Raw genomic sequence first — 17,603 nt, forward strand, 5'->3', positions numbered from 1 at the left:
CACCGACTGCTGATCAAGGCCGTACGCTCAGCGCTTGCGCTTGCCCTCATGTGAGTCGGCGATCCTGCCTCCGTATCCTGGTATCCGTGGATGAAGACCTTGCTACCAGCACCGATGCAGGCTTCGCCGGCCTGGGACTGCGCCCCGAACTGCTGCGCGCGCTCGCCGATCTCGGCTACGAGGAGCCCACGCCGATCCAGCGGGAGGCGATCACACCGCTCATCGCCGGCCACGATCTGGTGGGCCAGGCCGCGACCGGCACCGGCAAGACGGCGGCCTTCGCGCTGCCCCTGTTGCAGAGCCTCGAGGCCGGCGGCTCGGACAGCCCGACCGCGCTGGTGCTCGTGCCGACCCGCGAGCTGGCCGAACAGGTCTCGCAGGCCGTTCACCGGTACGGTCGGGACCTGAACGTCCGGGTCCTGCCGGTGTACGGCGGGCAGCCGATCAGCCGCCAGCTGCACGTCCTGCGACGTGGGGTGGACGTCGTCGTCGGCACCCCCGGCCGGATCCTGGACCACATCGAGCGCGAGACCCTGCAGCTCGACGCGGTCCGCACCGTCGTGCTCGACGAGGCCGACGAGATGCTCGACATGGGCTTCGCCGAGGACATCGAGGCGATCCTCGCCGAAACCCCCACGGAACGGCAGACGGTCCTGTTCTCGGCGACCATGCCGCCCCGGATCGACGCCATCGCCCGACGCCACCTGCGTGAACCGCTGCGCATCCGGATGGGCCGCGACACCTCGGCGGCCGACGCCCTGCCCACGGTGCGTCAGAGCACCTACCTGGTCGCCCGCGCCCACAAGACGGCCGCGCTCGGCCGGATCCTCGACGTCGAGATGCCGACCGCCGCGATCGTCTTCTGCCGCACCCGCGAGGAGGTCGACGAGGTCACCGAGAGCCTGAACGGCCGGGGCTACCGCGCCGAGGCCCTGCACGGCGGCCTGAGCCAGGACCAGCGCGACCGGGTGATGGGCCGGCTCCGCGGCGGCAGCACCGAGCTGCTGGTCGCGACCGACGTGGCAGCCCGCGGCCTGGACGTCGAACAGTTGACGCACGTCATCAACTACAACGTGCCTTCGGCCCCCGAGGCGTACGTCCACCGGATCGGCCGGGTGGGCCGCGCCGGCCGGACCGGCGCCGCCATCACCCTGGCCGAACCCCGCGAACAGCGCATGCTCAAGGCCATCGAGCGCCTCACCGGCCAGCGCATCGCCCTGGAGAAGCTGCCGACCGTAACCGACCTGCGCGCCCGCCGCCTCGACCTGGTCCGCACCACGGTCCAGGACGCCATGAGCGCCGACGACCTCGACCGCTTCCGATCGGTCCTGGCCTCCCTGACCGACGACGCCGATCTCGAGACGGTCGCGCTGGCGGGCCTGAAGCTCCTGCACGAGGCGAACGGCGGCGACGTCGACGAGCAGGAGATCCCCGCGATCGCCCCGATGCGCGAACGTGAGGACCGCGGCCGCGACTCCCGCGGCCCGGGCAGTGACCGCTTCGACGACCGGCGCCCCGGCCGAGGCCGCTCCGGCTCCGGCCCGGTGACCCGGGTCTTCGTCGGCCTCGGCCGCCGTGCGGGCCTGCGCCCGCAGGACCTGGTCGGCGCGATCGCCGGCGAGGCCGGGCTGCCCGCCCGCGACGTCGGCGCCATCCAGATCACCGACCGGTTCTCCCTGGTCGAGGTTCCGGAGGCGGACGCCGAGCGGGTCATCCGGGCGCTGAGCCACAGCACCATCCGGGGCCGTCGCCCCACCGTCCGCCGGGACCGCCCCAACCACTGACCAGCAGGCACACGGACCGGCCGCCGCCTGACGACTTCGGGCGGCGGCCGCGCCGATCCCTCCGGGATGTCGGCTCGGGAATCGAATGGGCTCCGGCGCGCCCGCTGGGCTCGGATGACGAGATGTGGCGGGCCGGGCCGGAGCGCCGGAACCAGCCGGCGCCACATAGCCACGGTGGAGCGCCGATCGGCGCCGGGCTGGTCAGGCGCGTTTGAAGAGGCGTTTTGCCCAGGCGCTGGCGGTGAGCCACAGGGCTTTGAGCAGGCTGGTGCCGGTGAGCAGGGTCTCGCCGGCGCAGGCCGAGGCGCGGTCGAGGATCTGCAGGGCCCGAGCCAGGTCCTTCGGGTCGTCGCGCAGGTGCCAGAGGATCTCGGCCTGTTCCCAGGCCAGGGCGCGGGTGGTACGAACCAGAATGTTCTGACTCCAGTCGTCCAGGTCGCCGACGCAGCGGTCGATCTCCAGCTGCCAGGCCGTCGCGAAACGGCGGCGCAGGAGCGGGATCTGCTGGTAGAAGATGCGGTTGACCAGCAGGTAGTCGGGGTGTTGCGGGCGGTCGCCGGAGTAGCCGAGGCGGTGCCAGGTGGCGACCACGGCGAGGGCCAGGTCGTGATTGATGTGGGCGTTGACGCCGAGGACGGCGGCGTCCATCGGGGTGATCGAGTCGTCGTGGGCGCGGCGGAACAGGACCTCCCAGGCGTCGGCCGGGTCGGCGCCGGCGACGCCCCAGGCGCCGAGGGCCTTGAAGTACAGGCGGGCGAACTCGACGTCGAGGGTCTCCAGCCAGTCCGGGTCGGTGACGTCCGGGCCGGTCAGGCTCGTCGCGACCTGTTCGGTGATGGTCAGGTAGAGGGTGTTGAAGGCCGCGACACGATTGGTGCCGGGGCTCGGCGGGAGGGTGTCGAGGACCTTCTGCACCGCTTTGAGCCGATCGATCACCCCGGCGATGTCGTCGGGTGGGGTGGCGACCGTCGCCAGCATCTCCTGCTGGGCGGGTGACCAGTCGTGCGAGGACGCCACGACTGCGCGGGCGAGCCGCTGCCGGCCCGCGGCGAGCCGGTCGGCGCTGTTCTGCACCTGCACTCGATCGAAATTCACGTTCTTCATCGTTGCGTACCGACAAGGGTTTTGAATCCGTCGGATGGCTGACGTATCAGCCCGCCTTTCGGAAATATCAGGAAAACAAAGGGACGAATGTTGCTGGCGCGACCCGGGCGACCCGGCCGGCCAGGTCTGGCGGACCCTCGACCAGCTTGGCAGAACGGCGGGACCGGGCATGAACGGCGTGGACCTGGGTAGGCCAAGGCATGGCCATCGACGCGCCCGTCGGGCATTCCGGTAAGACGTTCTTCGGTCAGCCGCGTCCGCTGGCCAACCTGTTCGGCGTGGAACTGTGGGAACGGTTCTCGTTCTACGGCATGCAGGGCATCCTGCTCATCTACCTCTACTACCCGGCGGCCGAGGGCGGGCTCGGCATCGATCAGGGGACCGCGACCAGCATCGTCGGCGCGTACGGCGGAGCCGTCTACCTCTCCACCGTCCTCGGCGCCTGGGCCGCCGACCGCCTGTTCGGCTCGGAGCGGGTGCTGTTCCTGAGCGCGGTGCTGGTGATGTTCGGCCACATCGCGCTGGCGTTGCTGTCCGGGCCGCTCGGGGTGGGCGTCGGCCTGGTGCTGATCGCGATCGGCAGTGGCGGTGTCAAGGCGAACGCGACGTCGCTGGTCGGCACCCTCTACGACGAGCACGACGAGCGCCGCGACGCCGGGTTCGCGCTGTTCTACCTGGGCGTCAACCTGGGGGCGCTGGCCGGGCCGCTGCTGACCGGGCTGCTGCAGGAGACCGCCGGCTTCCACTACGGGTTCGGGCTGGCCGCGGTCGGCATGGCGATCGGGCTGACGCAGTACACGCTGAGCCGCCGCAACCTGCCCGGTGAGGGCCGGGAGGTGCCGAACCCGCTGCCCGCGTCCCGCCTGCCGGTGGCTGTGGGCGTGCTGTTCGGCGGGATCGCGGTCATCGTCCTCTCGGCGTTGACGTGGATGTCCGCGGACCGGTTGTCGACGGTCGTGGTCGTGCTCAGCGTCGTCGCCGCGACGGCCTACTTCGCGGTGATCCTGTCCAGCCCGCGGGTCTCGCCCCGGGAGCGCCGGCGGGTGCTGGCGTTCCTGCCGATGTTCCTGGCCAGTGCCGCGTTCTGGTCGCTGTACCAGCAGCAGTTCACGGTCGTGACGATCTACTCGGACGAGCGGCTGGACCGCGATCTCGGCGGCTGGGAGATGCCGGTCTCCTGGGTGCAGTCGATCAACCCGGTCTTCATCATCGTGCTCTCCGGCGTGTTCGCCGCGCTCTGGACCCGCCTGGGCGACCGGCAGCCCTCCAGCCCGGTCAAGTTCGCCGCCGGAACGGTGCTGATGGGCGTCGCGTTCCTGCTCTTCCTGCCGCTGGCCGGGGGCGGTCCGCACAGTGCCCCGCTGCTCGCGCTGGCCGGCATCCTGCTGGTCTTCACGGTGGCGGAACTGCTGCTGTCGCCGGTGGGACTGTCGCTGACGACCAAGCTGGCGCCGCACGCGTTCCAGACGCAGATGGTGGCGCTCTTCTTCCTGTCGGTGGCGCTGGGCACGGCGGCGTCCGGGACGCTCGCCCGGTTCTACAGCGCTGATCATGAGACGGCGTACTTCGGTATCCTCGGCGCCGTGGCGATCGTTCTGGGAGTGGCGCTGGCGGCGGCCAGTCGTCCGATCTCGCGGCTGATGGGTGGCGTCCGCTGAGCCCCCTGGCCGTTTTCGACGTGGACGGTGTGGTCGCCGACGTGCGGCACCGGCTGCGGCACATCGCGAGCCGGCCGAAGGACTGGCAGGCGTTCTTCGCGGCCGCGGGCCGGGATCCGGTGCTGCGCCCCGGGGCCGACCTGGTGCACGAGTACGCCCGCGATCACGATCTGATCTGGCTCACCGGCCGCCCGGAGCGGCTGCGGACCGTGACCGAGCGTTGGTTCACGGCGCACGAGTTGCCGGCCGGGCGCCTGCTGATGCGGCCCGATCACGATCGGCGACCGGCCCGCGACTTCAAGGCCGGCCGCCTGCGGAAACTCTCGGCCGAGGGCGTCATCGCGGTGGTCGTCGACGACGATCCGGACGTGGTGCTCCGATTGAAGAAGGATGGCTTTCCGGTACGGCTGGCCGACTGGGTGCCGCACGAGAAGTCCCTCCACCAGGCCCAGGAGCGCGACGGCCGCACCTGAGACGCTCTGGTGGGCGCGACGAACTGGCGGCAGGTCGGGCGTGCCGCCTCGGGTCAGCCGCGCGTCATCGAGCGGGGACGGGGATGAACGGTCAGACGTCCTGCTCCTGGATCTGGCGGGCTGCCTCGATCAGCAGCTCCCGCGGGATCTCGACGAGCAGCTCACCGTCGGCGACGGCGACGCCGGTGGCCGCGACGCCCTGCACCAGGACGGTGCCGCGGTCGGTGCGGTAAACGGTCGGGCAGCTGCCGGCACCACACAGGGTGATCACCGGTTCCGCGACGGTCACCGTGACGGGCGAATCGTCAGTCGCGGCCCGGGGGCCGGCGTCCTCGTGGTTCGTCATTCCTCCACGGTAGAAAGTCCGGTTACCACGGACAAGCGCAGGAAATTCTCAACTTGCGGCGGAGTTCGGCAGCAACATCCGCGCGTAGCGGGTCTGATAGTGATCCAGAAGATCGTCGATATCGGTCCGGGCCACCGTTCTGCGCTGTCTCAAGCGGACGATCGCGCCCATCAGGGCCCTGATCCAAGCCGCCGCGGCCGCGGCCATCGCCGCGTTCGCCTCCGTACTCGGCCTCGCGATGCTGGTCATCGCGGCCTTCACGACGGCGCGCTGAGCGCGTCCCACCTCGACACGACAGGAGGGATACGGTGACCGGTTCACTCGTTGTCGCCGCCATGCTCACGCTGGGCGTACTTGTTCTGACCGAGCTGGTCGCGGCCGCGCTACCGGTGATCATCGTCATCGCGATGGTGCCGCCGCACGAGCGGGAAGGGCTCGCCCGGCTCCTCGCCGCCTGCGACAGTTCCCGCAGACTGCGGCTCTGGACGGCTCTCCGGCTGGCCGTCCGGGACCGGCGCGAGAGCATCGGGCGGCACTGACCCGCGCCCGCCCGGCGCCGTGAACGGCGCCGGGCGCGATCAGCCGATGGTGAAGGTGGACGTGTACGGGGTGCGGATCGGCACGCCGCCGGCTCCGGTGCTGCTCACCTCCGCGACCCTGAGCGTGTACGAGCCCGGCACCAGCGGCGGGCCCGGCGTCCACACCAGGGTTCCCGGTACGGTCTCGGTCACCGTGCCGGGTACCGCACCGCTCGATCCGGTGACCACCACCGAACCGTCGTAGCCGGCGCCCGTGGGCTGGACGTCCCGCTGGAATGTCACGGTGACCGCGGCCGCCGTCGCGGCGGTGCTGACCACCAGCGGGTCACGCCAGTACCGGATCGCCAGGTGGAGGTCCGGGACGCCGGGCGTGTCCCAGGCGGTGGACGTGTCGTCGACCAGCATGGTGCGGGTTATGCCACCGTCCACTGTGACCGCGCGGTTGTTGGTGCCGACGATCGAGCCCCAGTCCTCGACGGTCTCCCACGTACCGCGGGTGTATTTGTACTGGATGTCGGTGCCGTCAGGCACCGTGATGGTCGCCTCCCAGACGCCGGCGCCGCGGTCGGTCATAGCCAGTTTGCCGGGGTCCCACGGCCCGAGTTCGGTGATGTTGCCGGGCAGGTAGAGCGTCGCGCCGGCTGGCGTGCCCGGCGGCGCGAGCACCCGGAAGGTGACGTCGACGGGGCGGACCGGGACGGTCAGGGCGGCGGGCAGGGTCGTGGCGCTGCCGTCGGGATTCCGGTACGCGAGCCGGCCGACGACGTTCGCGGTCCGCGGTGACGAGCCGGCCGGCGTGACGTCGTACGTGACGGTGAAGGTGTCGCCGGGCGCGAGCGACGCCGCGGTGGCCGGTGTGCGCGGCGTTACCACCCAGCCGGTCGGCGCCTCGACGGTGGCCGACAGCGCGGTGACGGTGCCCGGCCCGTCGTTGCGGGCGGTCGTCACCAGCCGGCTGGTGGCGCCGGACTGCAGGCCGTCGGGCGCGACGAGGGTCAGGTCGACGGCCGGCCGCTGTGCCACGGTGAGCGGGCTGCCGTCGTGCGTGACGATCACCCGGCGGGTCGCGGCGGTGGCCGGCACCTCGACGGTGAGCAGGTGTTTCGCGCTGTCGTAGGACCACTGCGCGGGGCGACCGGCGACCGTGACGACGTGCGGGCGGGAGACGCCGGCGAACGCGAGCGTGTAGCGACGGGTCGCGGGCGCGCCCGGGTACGTCCCGTCGACCGGCCCCACGGTGAGGGTGGCGCGCCGGCCCTCGTCGTAGCGGACCGGGATCCGCGCGTACTGGCCGTCGCGGTAGCCGAGGCCGTCGCCGGCGTCGTCGTAGACCGTGGTGCCGCCCGACGCGTGCGGGTAGGCGGTCAGCGTGAGCCGGTCACGGGCCTGCCCGGCGACGTTGACGCCCGGATCGGCTCCGGCGACCACGCCGCCTGCCCGGACGTACACCGGCATGTGGTCCGGCGTCGCGGCGACCGTGCGGGTGGCCGGGCCGCGGAACGTCGTACCGGTGAAGAGGTCGGTCCACGTGCCCGGCGGGAACCACACCGGCGTCGTGGTGCTCAGCCCCGGCTTCGTCACGGGCGCGACCAGCAGCGAGTCGCCGAGCAGGTACTGGGTGTCGTGCCGGTACGCCTCGTCGAGTTCGGGCCAGTCGAGGTAGAGGGCCCGGGTCATCGGCAGGCCGGTGTCGTAGGTCTGCCGGGCCGCCGTGTACAGGTACGGCACCAGGGACTCGCGCAGGCGCAGCAGGTCCGCGGCGGGCTTGCCGACGGTGTCCGAGTACTCCCAGGGCAGCCGGTCGCCGTGGTCGGAGTGCAGGCGCAGGATCGGCTGGAACGCGCCGAGCTGCACCCAGCGCAGGTAGAGGTCGTCGGGCAGGTGCTTGCCCGCGAAGCTGCCGATGTCGTGGCTGACGTACGACATGCCGATGCTCGCCTCGGCCGGCGTCATCGCGGCGGCGAACGCCAGGCTCGCCCAGTCCGGGCGGGTGTCGCCGGTGAAGTGGACGGTGCTGCGGTGCTCGGCCCACGGCCCGGAGGGGCCGATCGTCGTGTACGCCGGGAACGACGCCCCGATCCGCGACAGCGAGAATCCGCGCCGCCCGTGCTCCTCCCCCGCGCGCCGGTACAGCTCGTTGACCCAGCTGTCCGCGGTGACGCCCGGCGTGCCGGCGAGGCTGTCGTCACAGCAGTAGTCCAGCCACCACTGCCGTACCCCCTGATCCTCGAAGGGTTCGTGCAGTCCGCCGTAGGCGGCGGCCTGGTCCGGATCGGTCCAGTCGAACCGGTACGGGTTCGGCGCGAAGCTGCTGGTCGCCGGGGTGAGCTTGCCCTTCGCGGCGGTCTGCGCCGCGGCGAAGCGCGGATCGTCGCCGGAGATCGCGGCGTGCACGTTGAGCGTCGCGTTGACGCCCTGCCGCCGTAGCCCGTCGAGGAACTCCTCCGGTTTCGGGAAGAGGCCGGTGTTCCAGTTCCAGCCGGCCCACTGGTTCGGCGCCTTCCAGTCCGTGTCGATCACCAGCGAGTCGAGCGGGACGCCGTGCGCGCGGAACGCCGGCAGGAGCTCAGTCCGGTAGTACTCGGCGGTGTACGCCTCGTACTTGGAGAACCAGTTGCCGAACGCCCACTTGGGCGGAAGCACGGAGGGCCCGGTCAGGGTTCGCAGGTCGGTCAGGCCGCGTTTGTAGTCGTGCCCGTAGCCGAACAGGTAGCCGTCCTGGTAGGCGCCGGTGCGCGCCGGGCGGGCGGCGACCCAGCCGGCCGCCGTGCGCAGGGCGGTGCCGGTGTCGTCGAGCAGGTACCAGCCGCCGCGGTTCAGCATGCCGGGATGCAGGGTGAGCTGGTCGACCGGCCCGGCCTGTCCCGCGTAGTAGTCGAGGCCGCGGTACCAGCCGCCGAGCGCGTCGTCGCGGGCCGGTGACCCGAACGCCGGGTGCACGCTGGTCTGGCGCCCGCCGACCCGCAGCTCGAGCGTGGTGTTGACGGGCGTGACCGGGCCGCTCGCCAGCCGGTAGCGCAGCGTCACCGAGCCGGTGGTGACCCGCAGTTCGCCACCACGGGTCGAGGCGGTGAACCGGGTGCGCCCCGGCGCGCGGTCGACGGCGTTGAGGGTGGGCTGGTCCTCGAAGGAGTCGTCGGCGGCGTATTCGAGCCGCAGCAGCGTGCTGCTGAGCACCTGGACCCGTAGGTGACCGGCCCGGACGCTCTGCCCGTGCACCTGCGGTGGGCGGGGCGCGGCCAGCGCCGCACCGGGCGTCAGCGCGAGCAGCGGGAGAAGGGTGAGCAGGCCCGCCGTCCGGGCGAGGAATCCGCGGCCACCGGCATGGATCGACACGACGCCCCCGATCGCGTAACCGAGATGTCACACAATGCAGCGAGCCTCGCCCCGGGAGCGTCGCCGTGTCAATAGACAAACAACTATCCCTATTTCCGGGTAGATTCCACGGCCGGACGGAAACGGGGTGCGATGATCGGCACGATCAGAGGCGTGGTGCTCGGCACGGTGGTCCTACTGCCGCTGGCCGCGCTGGCGGCGTGGGCGCTGGCACGCCGCCGGGGCACCGCCGGCGAGACACCGGACCGGGCCTGGCGCAGGTCGCTGGCCGAGGTCGGCATCGTCTACGGGACGGCGCCGTGGGTATGGATGATCATGCTGCCGGGCAGCCGGGCCGGCGCCGCGGACCGCCGGGTGAGCCTGGTCCCGCTGCGGGACCTGCTGACGGTCCTGGCTAGCGAGCCGCTGACGGTGACCGTCCAGGTCGTCGGCAACCTCCTGGTCTTCGCCGCGCTGGGGTTCTTCGCCCCGCTGCGGTTCGCGGCGCTGGCGTCGGTGCCGCGGGTCCTGGCGCTCGCGGCGGGCTGCTCGGCCCTGGTCGAGACCGCGCAGTACGTCCTGCGGCTGGACCGGGTGTCCTCTGTCGACGACGTGCTGCTCAACGCCGCCGGCGCCGGGCTGGCCGCGCTGGCGTCGCGCCGCTGGTGGCTCGCGCCGCGGAAGTCACCCGTTTCCCGCCTTTCCTGACCCGGTGCCCGCTTCGGTCCTGCCGGTCACATCCGGTCGCCGGAACGCCATTTGATCTTGGGTGCTCGTCCATGGCGATACAGGTCGCAATGCCCCACCATCAAGCCGTTATGGACAATCCTCAGTCATCCCCGCCCGGCCCCTACGGCCCGATGTACCCCCAGACGGCCACGCCGACCTCGGGGTGGGCCGTCGCGGCGCTCGTTCTCGGCATCGTCAGCGTCCTGGGCGGCTTCTGCCTGCTCGCCATTCCGTGTATCGGCGCGGTGGTCTGCGGTCACGTCGGCCTGGCCGACACGCGACCCGGCACCAACGGCGGGCGGAGCATGGCGATCGCCGGATTGATCATGGGATACCTGGGCCTGCTGCTCGCGCTCCTGCTGCTCCTGATCGGCGGCGTCGTCCTGCCGGACCTGCCGTCCACGTTCTGATCAGTCGGCCGGGGTGCCGGTGCCGATCGGGGTGCCGCTGAGCGGGCGTGCCGAGTTGACCAGGCCGGCCAGGCTGAACGCCTGCGGGATGTTGCCAAGCTGACGGCCGGCGGCCGGGTCGTATTCCCGGCCGACTCGTGGTCGAGCAGCGCCGCGAAGCAGACGGCCGAGTGAAGGTCGCCGATGAGCGCGTGGTCCTCGATGCGTCCGGGCATGCCACGACCCCGCTCCCGCCTCCCGGCCGGGTTCCCTGTCCCGTGGTGGTTGACCGCTCTCGCCGTCCTCAACCAATCAGTGCTGGTGGTGGCCTTGCGGGAGGGTGCGTGACACCTGGTTCTCGGTGCCCGGTCGCACGACGACGAACTGGCCGACCATGCCCTTGTCCTCGTGGCGAAGGATGTGGCAGTGGTACATGTAGGGAGACAGCGGGTCGATATGGGCGCCGAACGTGGCGGCCAGCCGTACCTTGGCGTTCTTGGGGATGAAGACGGTGTCCTTGGGGCCCCGCTGGTAGGCGGGGGGCGGCGTGCCGTTGATGTCCAGGACGCGAAACGGTGCCTCGTGGATGTGGAAGTTGTGCGCGTAGGTGGTGTTGTGGATTTCCCAGATCTCGTGCGCGCCCGCCGGCACCACCTCGTCGATGCGGGTCATGTCCATGTCGTTCCCGTTGATCTCGGAGCCGGTCAGCACGAACCTCCGCCTGCGCGCGCCGGCCGGCGGCGGCTCGGCCGGGACGCCACCGAGCTCGTCCGGTAGTAGCGCCGACTCGGCCAGGGCGCCGGCGGCGACCAGTTTCAGCAGCGTGAAGTCCTCCTCTTCGATGTCGTTGGCCCGCTTCGGATCCTCGCCCCGCGAGTCGAGCACGGCCTCTTCTCCGGCGGTGAACCGGACGACGATCTCCGCCCGTTCGCCGGGGCTGATCTTCACCCGCTCGACCGTCACCGGCCGTTCCAGCAGCCCCGCGTCCGTGGCGATCACCTGGAATCGCCGGCCGTCCGCGAAACCCACCCGGTAGACCCGGGCGTTGGAGGCGTTGAGGAGCCGGAACCGGACCAGCTCGCTGCGGACCTCCAGGGACGGGCCGAAGGTTCCGTTGACCAGGATCCGGTTGCCGAGGAAGCCGAACGTGCCGCCGTCCACGTCTCCCGTGTTGAGCGCGCCGTCGGCGCCGAACCGTTTGTCCTGGATGATCAGCGGCAGGTCGTCCACGCCGTAGGTGCTCGGCAGGGCGGGGCCGTCGGGGTCGTCGATCAGCAGGAGCCCGGCCAGTCCCCGGTAGACGTGCATCGCGGTCGTCCCGTGCAGGTGCGGGTGGAACCAGGTGGTCGCGGCCGGCTGCTCGATCGTCCACTCGGGGCGCCAGGTCGCGCCGGGCTCGATCGTCTGGTGCGGGCCGCCGTCCATCCTGGCCGGCAGGCGCATTCCGTGCCAGTGCAGCGTCGTCACCTCGCCGAGCCGGTTCGTCACCGCCATCCGGACCCGGTCGCCGCGGTTCACCCGCACGGTCGGCCCGAGGTAGGGGCCGTTGATGCCCCAGGTCCTCGTCGTCAGGCCGGGCAGGATCTCGGCGCGTCCGCCGGCCAGCAGGTCCAGGGAGAACTGCTTGGCTCCGTCGGCGGCCGGCTCGGGCTCGGCGAGCGGCGGGATCCGCAGCCGGTTGCTGAACGCGGAGCCCTTCGGCCCCTCCCACTCCGACGAGCAGGAGCTGGTGGCCGCGGCCAGCCCGGAAAGGGCACCGGCCAGCAAGAGGCTCCGCCGTTTCATGTCGACTCCGTTTCTTGAATTGCTGATGGGCGCCTCAATCCTGCGGAACGCATTCGAGAATTGACATCCGGTATTTCCCTGACCGGACTGAGCTGCTGATTTGCGTTTCGGGTACATCGGAGGTCGTACGTCCACCCGAGGCGAATACGCATTTTGCGTACGACGCATAGGGTGTTCACGTGCGATTTATCCGGGAGGCGGCCGTGCCGGTCGCCGTCGTCGCGCTGGACGTCGTCTGGGCGGTGACGTCCGAGGCGACGCCGGGCCGGCCGATGTGGCCGGTCGGCTGGCTGCTCGTCGCGCTCAGCGGGGTGGCCCTGGCCGTGCGGCGCAGCCGTCCGCTGGTCGCGCTGGCGGTCACGGCCGCCTGCGCGGTCGCGTACTACCCCGGTGGGTACCCGGACTCGCCGATGGGCCTCGCCCTGATCGTGGCGGTGATCGGCGCCGCCCGCCGCTGCCGGCGGCCCGTGGCGGTCGTCGCGGTGGCCGTGATCCTCGCGGCGTTCCTGGCCGTCGGCGACGATCGCGGCCTGGAAGAACTGCTCGCGCTCGGCATCATCCTGCTCACCGCCGTCACGGCCGGCGAGGTCTTGCGCAACCGGCAGGAGCGGCTCGCCGCGGCCGAACGACGGGCCACCGAAGCCGAACGGTCACGCGAGGACGAGGCGCACCGGCGGGCGACCGAGGAGCGGCTGCGCATCGCCCGTGACCTGCATGACGTGGCCGCACACCAGATCTCGCTGATCAACGTGCAGGCCGGCGCCGCGCTGCACCGGCGTGACCCGGAGACGGCGTTCGCCGCCCTGGAAGCGATCCGCGCAGCCAGCAAGGAGGCGCTCCGCGAGATGCGCACGGTGCTCGGCGTGCTGCGCCAGGTGGACGAGCCCGCGGTGTCCCTGAGCGGGGTGGCCGACCTCGTCGCCCGGGCCCGGACGGCCGGGCTGCGGGTGCGCCTCACCGGCGATCCGCCCGGCGATCTGCCACCCGCGGTCGACCTCGCCGGGTACCGGATCGTGCAGGAGTCGCTGACCAACGCCGTGCGTCACGCCCGGGCCACCGAGGTCACGGTGAGCCTCCGCCGGACCGGCACGGAGCTCGAGGTGGAGATCGTCGACGACGGTGCGGAGCCGGTCGACGCGAGCCGGATCCGTGCCGGGAACGGTATCCGCGGCATGATGGAGCGTGCCGCCGCCGTCGGCGGCCGGTTGACGGCCGCGCCGGGCACGGACGGTGGCTTCCGGGTGCAGGCCCGGCTGCCGACGAGCGCGACGCCGGAGGTGCCGAGATGATCCGGGTGCTGCTCGCCGACGATCAGACGCTGGTGCGGGCCGGGTTCCGGTCGATCCTCGGTGGCGAGCCGGACATCGAGGTCGTCGCGGAGGCCGGGGACGGTGCCGAGGCCGTACGGCTGTCGGCGCGTGACCGCCCGGACGTGGTGCTGATGGACGTGCGGATGCCGGTCCTGGACGGCATCGAGGCGACCACGCGGATCGTCGCCGACCCGAGCCTCGCCGCCGTCAAGGTCGTCATCCTCACCACCTTCGACCACGACGAGTACGTCTACGGCGCGTTGCGCGCGGGCGCCAGCGGCTTCCTGGTGAAGGACACCGAACCAGTGGAGCTGATTCGCGGCGTCCGGGTGGTGGCACGGGGTGACGGTCTGCTCGCGCCGTCGGTGACCCGGCGGCTCATCGCGGAGTTCGCGAGCCGTTCGAGCGCTCCCGTTCCGCCGGTCGCGCCGAACGATCTGACCCCTCGTGAGGGTGAGATCGCCGATCTGGTGGCGACCGGGCGGTCCAATGAGGAGATCGCGACGACGTTGATGATCAGCTCCGCCACGGTGAAGACCCACATCACCCGGATCCTGGCCAAGCTGAGCCTTCGCGATCGGGCGCAGCTGGTCGTCTGGGCGTACGAGTCCGGGCGGACGCGGCCCGGCTGGCTCGACTGACCCGGTAGCGGAGGTCCCGGAGAAATTCTTTCTGGCATAGCGTCGGATCCGGGACGAGCTGTTCGTGGAACGGGCAGGAGGCGGCCGGTGGAGGTCGCCGGGTCAAGGGAGTCATGGGATGACGCGGTATCTGATCTCGTTCAATGAAGGCGCGATGGACCACATCCCCGCCGAGGAGATCCACGACGTCGGCAAGGCCGTGCACGCGGTGGTCCAGGAGGCCGTGGACGCCGGCGTGTGGGTGTTCGGCGGCGGGCTCGAACGGCAGCGGGCGAGCGTCGTGGCCCCGGACGGGATGGTCACCGACGGTCCGTACCCGGAGACCAAGGAGGTCGTCGGCGGGTTCGCGATCGTCGACGTGCCGTCACGGGAGGAGGCGCTGGCGTGGGCCGCCAGGCTCGCCGGCGCTTGCCGCTGCGCCCAGGAGGTCCGGGAACTCGGGGCCGCCCCCGAACAGGACGCGATGCTCCGTCAAGCCGACCGGCGATGGTGACGTCAGGCGACCCGGAAGCGGGAGGCGACCTCCTCGCGGAACTCGAGACCGTGTCCGGGGAGACCGGGATCGGATCGTAGGAGACCGCCGGGCTCCGGTTCGGCGCCGCCGTGCAACAGCATCCGCTCGGTGATCAGGTCACGGGCCGCGGCGGCGCCGTAGGTCCAGCCGGTGCCGGCCAGCTCACCGGCGTGGGCCCGGACCACGATCATGGTGGTCTCGGTCCAGGTGATGGTGCCGTCGGCCTCCGGGCCGGCTCGGAACCGCCCGTTCTGGCCACCGAGAGGAGATCGAGCAGAAGAGCCGCGAGCGCGACGGCCGCGAGCAGCAGCAGGCCGAGGCTGTACGAGTGGAAGTGGTCGTGGACCGCGCCCAGCACCAACGGTGGCAGGAACCCGCCGAGTCCGCCCGCGGCGCCGACCAGGCCCGCGACCGATCCGATCTGCTGCCCCGGCGCGATCTGTGCGACCAGCGCGAACGTGGCACCGCTGGCGGCGCCGAGCGCGGCGGCCATGGACAGGAACGCGACGGTCCCGACCGGCATGAGTGGTGGGGTGAACGACTGGACGATCGCCCCGATGACGACCACGACCAGCGAGGCGGCGAGCACCCGGGCCGGGGCGACCCGGTCCGACAGCCAGCCACCGACCGGCCGCGTGGCCACGCCGAGCAGCATGAACCCGGCCGACCGGTTCGCCGCGTCGGTGCGGGTCAGACCGTACGCGGTATCCAGATATGCCGGCAGGTAGACCGAGAAGGCGACATATCCACCGAATCCGGCCGCGTACAGCGCCGCCGCCTGCCGGGTGATCCGTAGTTTCAGGGCCGCCCAGAGCCGGGTGACGAACGGCTCGACCGGTATCGGGCGATCCGGGGCATCGCGCAGCATCACCCAGGAGACGACCGCGTAGCCGACCAGAACGGCGGCGGTGATCAGGAACGGGGTCTCCGTGTCACCCAGATTGGCCAGCCTGACCGTGGTCAGCGCGCTGATCGCGGTGCCGACCATACCGGCGCCGAACACGCCGACGGCGAAGCCACGCCTGGCCGGCGGGTACCAGGCGCTGACGAACGGGACGCCGATCGCGAACGTGGTGCCGCCGATGCCCAGGAAGAACCCGCCGATCAGCAGCCCGGTCAGCGAGTCGTGGCCGAGCAGGCCCAGATGGAGCACCGGCATCACGGTGGCGAGCGAGACCAGCGGGAACATGAGCCGGCCGCCGAATCTGTCGGTGAGTGCGCCGACCGGGATCCGGCCGAGCGCGCCGACCACGATCGGGACCGCGACCACCAGCGCCTGCTGCACGGAGCTGAGGCCGAGCGTGTCCCGGAACCTCATGGCGAGTGGGCTGAGCAGTGCCCAGGCCCAGAAGTTGACCACGAACCCCATGGTCGCGACGGCCAGCATCACGCCGGGGCGGCCAGTGGCCCGCGTTGGCGCCATATCTGGATCCTCCTGCTGGATCCGTTCCCAGCCCGCGCGGTGGCGCGGCGGCCCGTCGCTGACACGTCCTGGCGTTCTTTCTCATTGTTGATGTTCAGATCGTCGCGTGCCGTTCGTTCTCGAGCATGGAGCCGGCGTCCGGCGGCCGGCGTTCGCCGAGCAGCAGCGAGCCCCACCTCACCTGTGATGATGGGCGGTCACGGGGTAATAGTCGGGACCTACGACCCTGTCCGGCGCCGCGGCGCCGGGGAGACACTGACCGCAGGTGCTCTTCCGGTTTCAGCCAGAACGTCACCGCTGCCGGTTTCGTCGGGAGCGTAAGCGCGGTGCGGAAGGGCGCCACGATCTCCGGGATGGTGAGTCATGGACGTGGCAATCGAGACATCGGCAGACAGCCTGGCGGCGGCGATCCGTGAGCGCCTGGCCGACAGCCCTGACTGGCTGATCCGCCCGTTGCCCGACCACGGGGTGGTCGAACTGGCCCGCCGTGGCCCGGCCGTGCCGCCGAAGGTAGTGGCGGCGGCGGTCACCGATGACGGGCACGGCGTCGAGGTCCTCGCCCACGCCTGGCGACAGGCGCGTGCGACGGGCGCGACGTTGCGGGTGGTACACGTCTGGATGGGGCACGGCAACGAGTTCGGGGCCATCGACCTACTGCTCTCACAGGCCCTGTACAACACCCTCGACCCCGAATCGGCCCGCCAAGCGGAGCGGGAGGTGCTGCACGACGACGACCCGGTGCGGGCGCTGCGGGCGCTCAGCAAGGAAGTCGACCTACTCGTGGTTGCGGCCGCGGGCAAACGGATCGCGCCGGACAGGCCGCTCGGCGGATGCGTGGACGCCCTGATCGGGCAGACCGCGTGTCCGCTGACCATCGTCATACCGTCCATGACGCCGGCCTGGCCCGGACAGGGGGCGAACCTCGACATGCTCCAGCCCGGGTTGATGCCGTAGGCGGCCACCACCGTCGACGGGCGCGTCATCCGGTGGACCGCCTGGTGATCAGGTCGGAGTGAGGTCCCCGGATCGGGTCACGCGCGCCCCCGGGCCGCCGCTGCCGGTTCGGTGACGGAAAAATAACCGGACGTTTCCTCAAGTACGGCAACCGGGTGGCACCCGCTTGGGTCCCCCGGCCGCTCCGCGCGCCTTGGAATCTCTTTCCCATGCCGGTCGACACGCGACCGGACAAACCCAAGGGGAGAGATTTTCATGCGACGCGCCAAGCTGCCGATTCTGGCGACAGCTCTGACCGCCGTACTTGCCGGAACCGCCGCCCTCGTGGCCCCGACCGCGGCCTCGGCCGCGCCCGCCGCTGCGAAGACGTGCACGACCGGTGACAATCTCGTCCCCACCTGCGGCGTGCTCTGGGGAGGCGCCGCCGGCGGCTTCACCAGCGCCCCGCGTGACAAGGCGTTGAAGGAGTGGGAGCAGACGTCCGGCCGGACCGCGTCGATCTTCCACACCTACCACAAGGGCAACGAGCCGTTCCCGACCAAGGCCGAGATCGCCATGACCAACGACCCCGCCCACCCGCGGGTGCTGATGGCCAACTGGAAGATCGCCTACGGCTCGTCCTGGGCCGATGTCGCCAAG

General features: G+C 71.4%; 17 protein-coding genes and 1 pseudogene. 11 read left to right on the top strand and 7 right to left on the bottom strand.

Features of this window, described 5'->3' with window-relative positions; all coding sequences use genetic code 11:
* Positions 1 to 86: 86 nt before the first annotated feature.
* Positions 87 to 1,784: a DEAD/DEAH box helicase gene (locus CHC09_RS39805; RefSeq protein ID WP_089298447.1), complete on the top strand. Its 1,698-nt coding sequence runs from the start codon at positions 87 to 89 to the stop codon at positions 1,782 to 1,784.
* A gap of 201 nt (positions 1,785 to 1,985) precedes the next feature.
* On the opposite strand, the gene CHC09_RS39810 is transcribed toward CHC09_RS39805, so the two are convergent.
* Complete coding sequence (locus tag CHC09_RS39810) at positions 1,986 to 2,879, bottom strand: DUF5995 family protein (RefSeq protein ID WP_143232832.1); 894 nt, start codon at positions 2,877 to 2,879, stop codon at positions 1,986 to 1,988.
* Between the two features lie 209 nt (positions 2,880 to 3,088).
* Here CHC09_RS39810 and CHC09_RS39815 point away from each other — a divergent pair, with 209 nt between their 5' ends.
* Both CHC09_RS39815 and CHC09_RS39820 read left to right on the top strand, forming a co-directional pair.
* Positions 3,089 to 4,546, top strand: a complete 1,458-nt coding sequence (locus CHC09_RS39815; protein WP_089298449.1) for a peptide MFS transporter — start codon at positions 3,089 to 3,091, stop codon at positions 4,544 to 4,546.
* Positions 4,547 to 4,566: 20 nt separating this feature from the next.
* Positions 4,567 to 5,019: an LNS2 domain-containing protein gene (locus CHC09_RS39820; protein ID WP_239138827.1), complete on the top strand. Its 453-nt coding sequence runs from the start codon at positions 4,567 to 4,569 to the stop codon at positions 5,017 to 5,019.
* 91 nt (positions 5,020 to 5,110) lie between these two features.
* Here CHC09_RS39820 and CHC09_RS39825 read toward each other — a convergent pair whose 3' ends face one another.
* Together CHC09_RS39825 and CHC09_RS39830 are read right to left on the bottom strand one after the other, a co-directional pair.
* Entirely contained in the window at positions 5,111 to 5,365 is a 255-nt protein-coding gene (locus tag CHC09_RS39825; protein ID WP_089298451.1) for a hypothetical protein, read from the bottom strand.
* A 48-nt stretch (positions 5,366 to 5,413) separates the two neighbouring features.
* Complete coding sequence (locus CHC09_RS39830) at positions 5,414 to 5,614, bottom strand: hypothetical protein (RefSeq protein ID WP_143232833.1); 201 nt, start codon at positions 5,612 to 5,614, stop codon at positions 5,414 to 5,416.
* A 59-nt stretch (positions 5,615 to 5,673) separates the two neighbouring features.
* Here CHC09_RS39830 and CHC09_RS39835 point away from each other — a divergent pair, with 59 nt between their 5' ends.
* Positions 5,674 to 5,904, top strand: a complete 231-nt coding sequence (locus tag CHC09_RS39835) for a hypothetical protein (RefSeq protein ID WP_089298453.1) — start codon at positions 5,674 to 5,676, stop codon at positions 5,902 to 5,904.
* Between the two features lie 39 nt (positions 5,905 to 5,943).
* Here CHC09_RS39835 and CHC09_RS39840 read toward each other — a convergent pair whose 3' ends face one another.
* On the bottom strand, positions 5,944 to 9,240 hold the full coding sequence (locus tag CHC09_RS39840) for a TIM-barrel domain-containing protein (RefSeq protein WP_239138826.1): 3,297 nt from the start codon (positions 9,238 to 9,240) through the stop codon (positions 5,944 to 5,946).
* Between the two features lie 132 nt (positions 9,241 to 9,372).
* Between CHC09_RS39840 and CHC09_RS39845 the strand changes: the two genes are divergently transcribed.
* Together CHC09_RS39845 and CHC09_RS39850 are read left to right on the top strand one after the other, a co-directional pair.
* Entirely contained in the window at positions 9,373 to 9,927 is a 555-nt protein-coding gene (locus CHC09_RS39845; protein WP_089298454.1) for a VanZ family protein, read from the top strand.
* 110 nt (positions 9,928 to 10,037) lie between these two features.
* On the top strand, positions 10,038 to 10,358 hold the full coding sequence (locus CHC09_RS39850) for a DUF4190 domain-containing protein (protein WP_179277475.1): 321 nt from the start codon (positions 10,038 to 10,040) through the stop codon (positions 10,356 to 10,358).
* A gap of 291 nt (positions 10,359 to 10,649) precedes the next feature.
* Here CHC09_RS39850 and CHC09_RS39860 read toward each other — a convergent pair whose 3' ends face one another.
* Positions 10,650 to 12,122, bottom strand: coding sequence for a multicopper oxidase family protein (locus tag CHC09_RS39860; RefSeq protein ID WP_089298457.1), 1,473 nt, complete (start codon positions 12,120 to 12,122; stop codon positions 10,650 to 10,652).
* 179 nt (positions 12,123 to 12,301) lie between these two features.
* Here CHC09_RS39860 and CHC09_RS39865 point away from each other — a divergent pair, with 179 nt between their 5' ends.
* The 3 genes from CHC09_RS39865 to CHC09_RS39875 all read left to right on the top strand — a co-directional run bounded on the left by CHC09_RS39865 (position 12,302) and on the right by CHC09_RS39875 (position 14,566).
* A complete protein-coding gene (locus tag CHC09_RS39865; protein WP_203833384.1) occupies positions 12,302 to 13,411 on the top strand; it encodes a sensor histidine kinase in 1,110 nt (369 codons plus the stop codon).
* A complete protein-coding gene (locus CHC09_RS39870) occupies positions 13,408 to 14,073 on the top strand; it encodes a response regulator (protein ID WP_089298458.1) in 666 nt (221 codons plus the stop codon). The genes CHC09_RS39865 and CHC09_RS39870 overlap by 4 nt, the downstream gene beginning before the upstream one ends.
* 118 nt (positions 14,074 to 14,191) lie before the next feature.
* Positions 14,192 to 14,566 carry a YciI family protein gene (locus CHC09_RS39875; protein WP_089298459.1) on the top strand — a complete coding sequence of 125 codons (375 nt, stop codon included), beginning with the start codon at positions 14,192 to 14,194 and terminating at the stop codon, positions 14,564 to 14,566.
* 2 nt (positions 14,567 to 14,568) lie between these two features.
* Here the strand turns inward: CHC09_RS39875 and CHC09_RS39880 are convergent, their stop codons facing one another.
* A complete protein-coding gene (locus CHC09_RS39880) occupies positions 14,569 to 14,778 on the bottom strand; it encodes a hypothetical protein (RefSeq protein ID WP_089298460.1) in 210 nt (69 codons plus the stop codon).
* Entirely contained in the window at positions 14,775 to 16,010 is a 1,236-nt protein-coding gene (locus tag CHC09_RS39885) for an MFS transporter (RefSeq protein ID WP_203833383.1), read from the bottom strand. Before CHC09_RS39885 ends, CHC09_RS39880 begins: the two co-directional genes overlap by 4 nt.
* 363 nt (positions 16,011 to 16,373) lie before the next feature.
* Between CHC09_RS39885 and CHC09_RS39890 the strand changes: the two genes are divergently transcribed.
* Entirely contained in the window at positions 16,374 to 16,964 is a 591-nt protein-coding gene (locus CHC09_RS39890; RefSeq protein WP_089298461.1) for a universal stress protein, read from the top strand.
* A gap of 255 nt (positions 16,965 to 17,219) precedes the next feature.
* Positions 17,220 to 17,603: pseudogene (locus CHC09_RS39895) on the top strand (glycoside hydrolase family 26 protein); the annotation flags it as partial.

The organism is Actinoplanes regularis (assembly GCF_900188005.1).
GTDB lineage: Bacteria > Actinomycetota > Actinomycetes > Mycobacteriales > Micromonosporaceae > Actinoplanes > Actinoplanes regularis.

Coding starts and splice junctions, on each gene's coding strand:
- CHC09_RS39860 (WP_089298457.1), bottom strand. CDS start 12,122: ATGAAACGGCGGAGCCTCTTGCTGGCCGGTGCCCTTTCCGGGCTGGCC.
- CHC09_RS39870 (WP_089298458.1), top strand. CDS start 13,408: ATGATCCGGGTGCTGCTCGCCGACGATCAGACGCTGGTGCGGGCCGGG.
- CHC09_RS39825 (WP_089298451.1), bottom strand. CDS start 5,365: ATGACGAACCACGAGGACGCCGGCCCCCGGGCCGCGACTGACGATTCG.
- CHC09_RS39815 (WP_089298449.1), top strand. CDS start 3,089: ATGGCCATCGACGCGCCCGTCGGGCATTCCGGTAAGACGTTCTTCGGT.
- CHC09_RS39885 (WP_203833383.1), bottom strand. CDS start 16,010: ATGGCGCCAACGCGGGCCACTGGCCGCCCCGGCGTGATGCTGGCCGTC.
- CHC09_RS39875 (WP_089298459.1), top strand. CDS start 14,192: ATGACGCGGTATCTGATCTCGTTCAATGAAGGCGCGATGGACCACATC.
- CHC09_RS39890 (WP_089298461.1), top strand. CDS start 16,374: ATGGACGTGGCAATCGAGACATCGGCAGACAGCCTGGCGGCGGCGATC.
- CHC09_RS39880 (WP_089298460.1), bottom strand. CDS start 14,778: ATGATCGTGGTCCGGGCCCACGCCGGTGAGCTGGCCGGCACCGGCTGG.
- CHC09_RS39830 (WP_143232833.1), bottom strand. CDS start 5,614: ATGACCAGCATCGCGAGGCCGAGTACGGAGGCGAACGCGGCGATGGCC.
- CHC09_RS39850 (WP_179277475.1), top strand. CDS start 10,038: ATGGACAATCCTCAGTCATCCCCGCCCGGCCCCTACGGCCCGATGTAC.
- CHC09_RS39845 (WP_089298454.1), top strand. CDS start 9,373: ATGATCGGCACGATCAGAGGCGTGGTGCTCGGCACGGTGGTCCTACTG.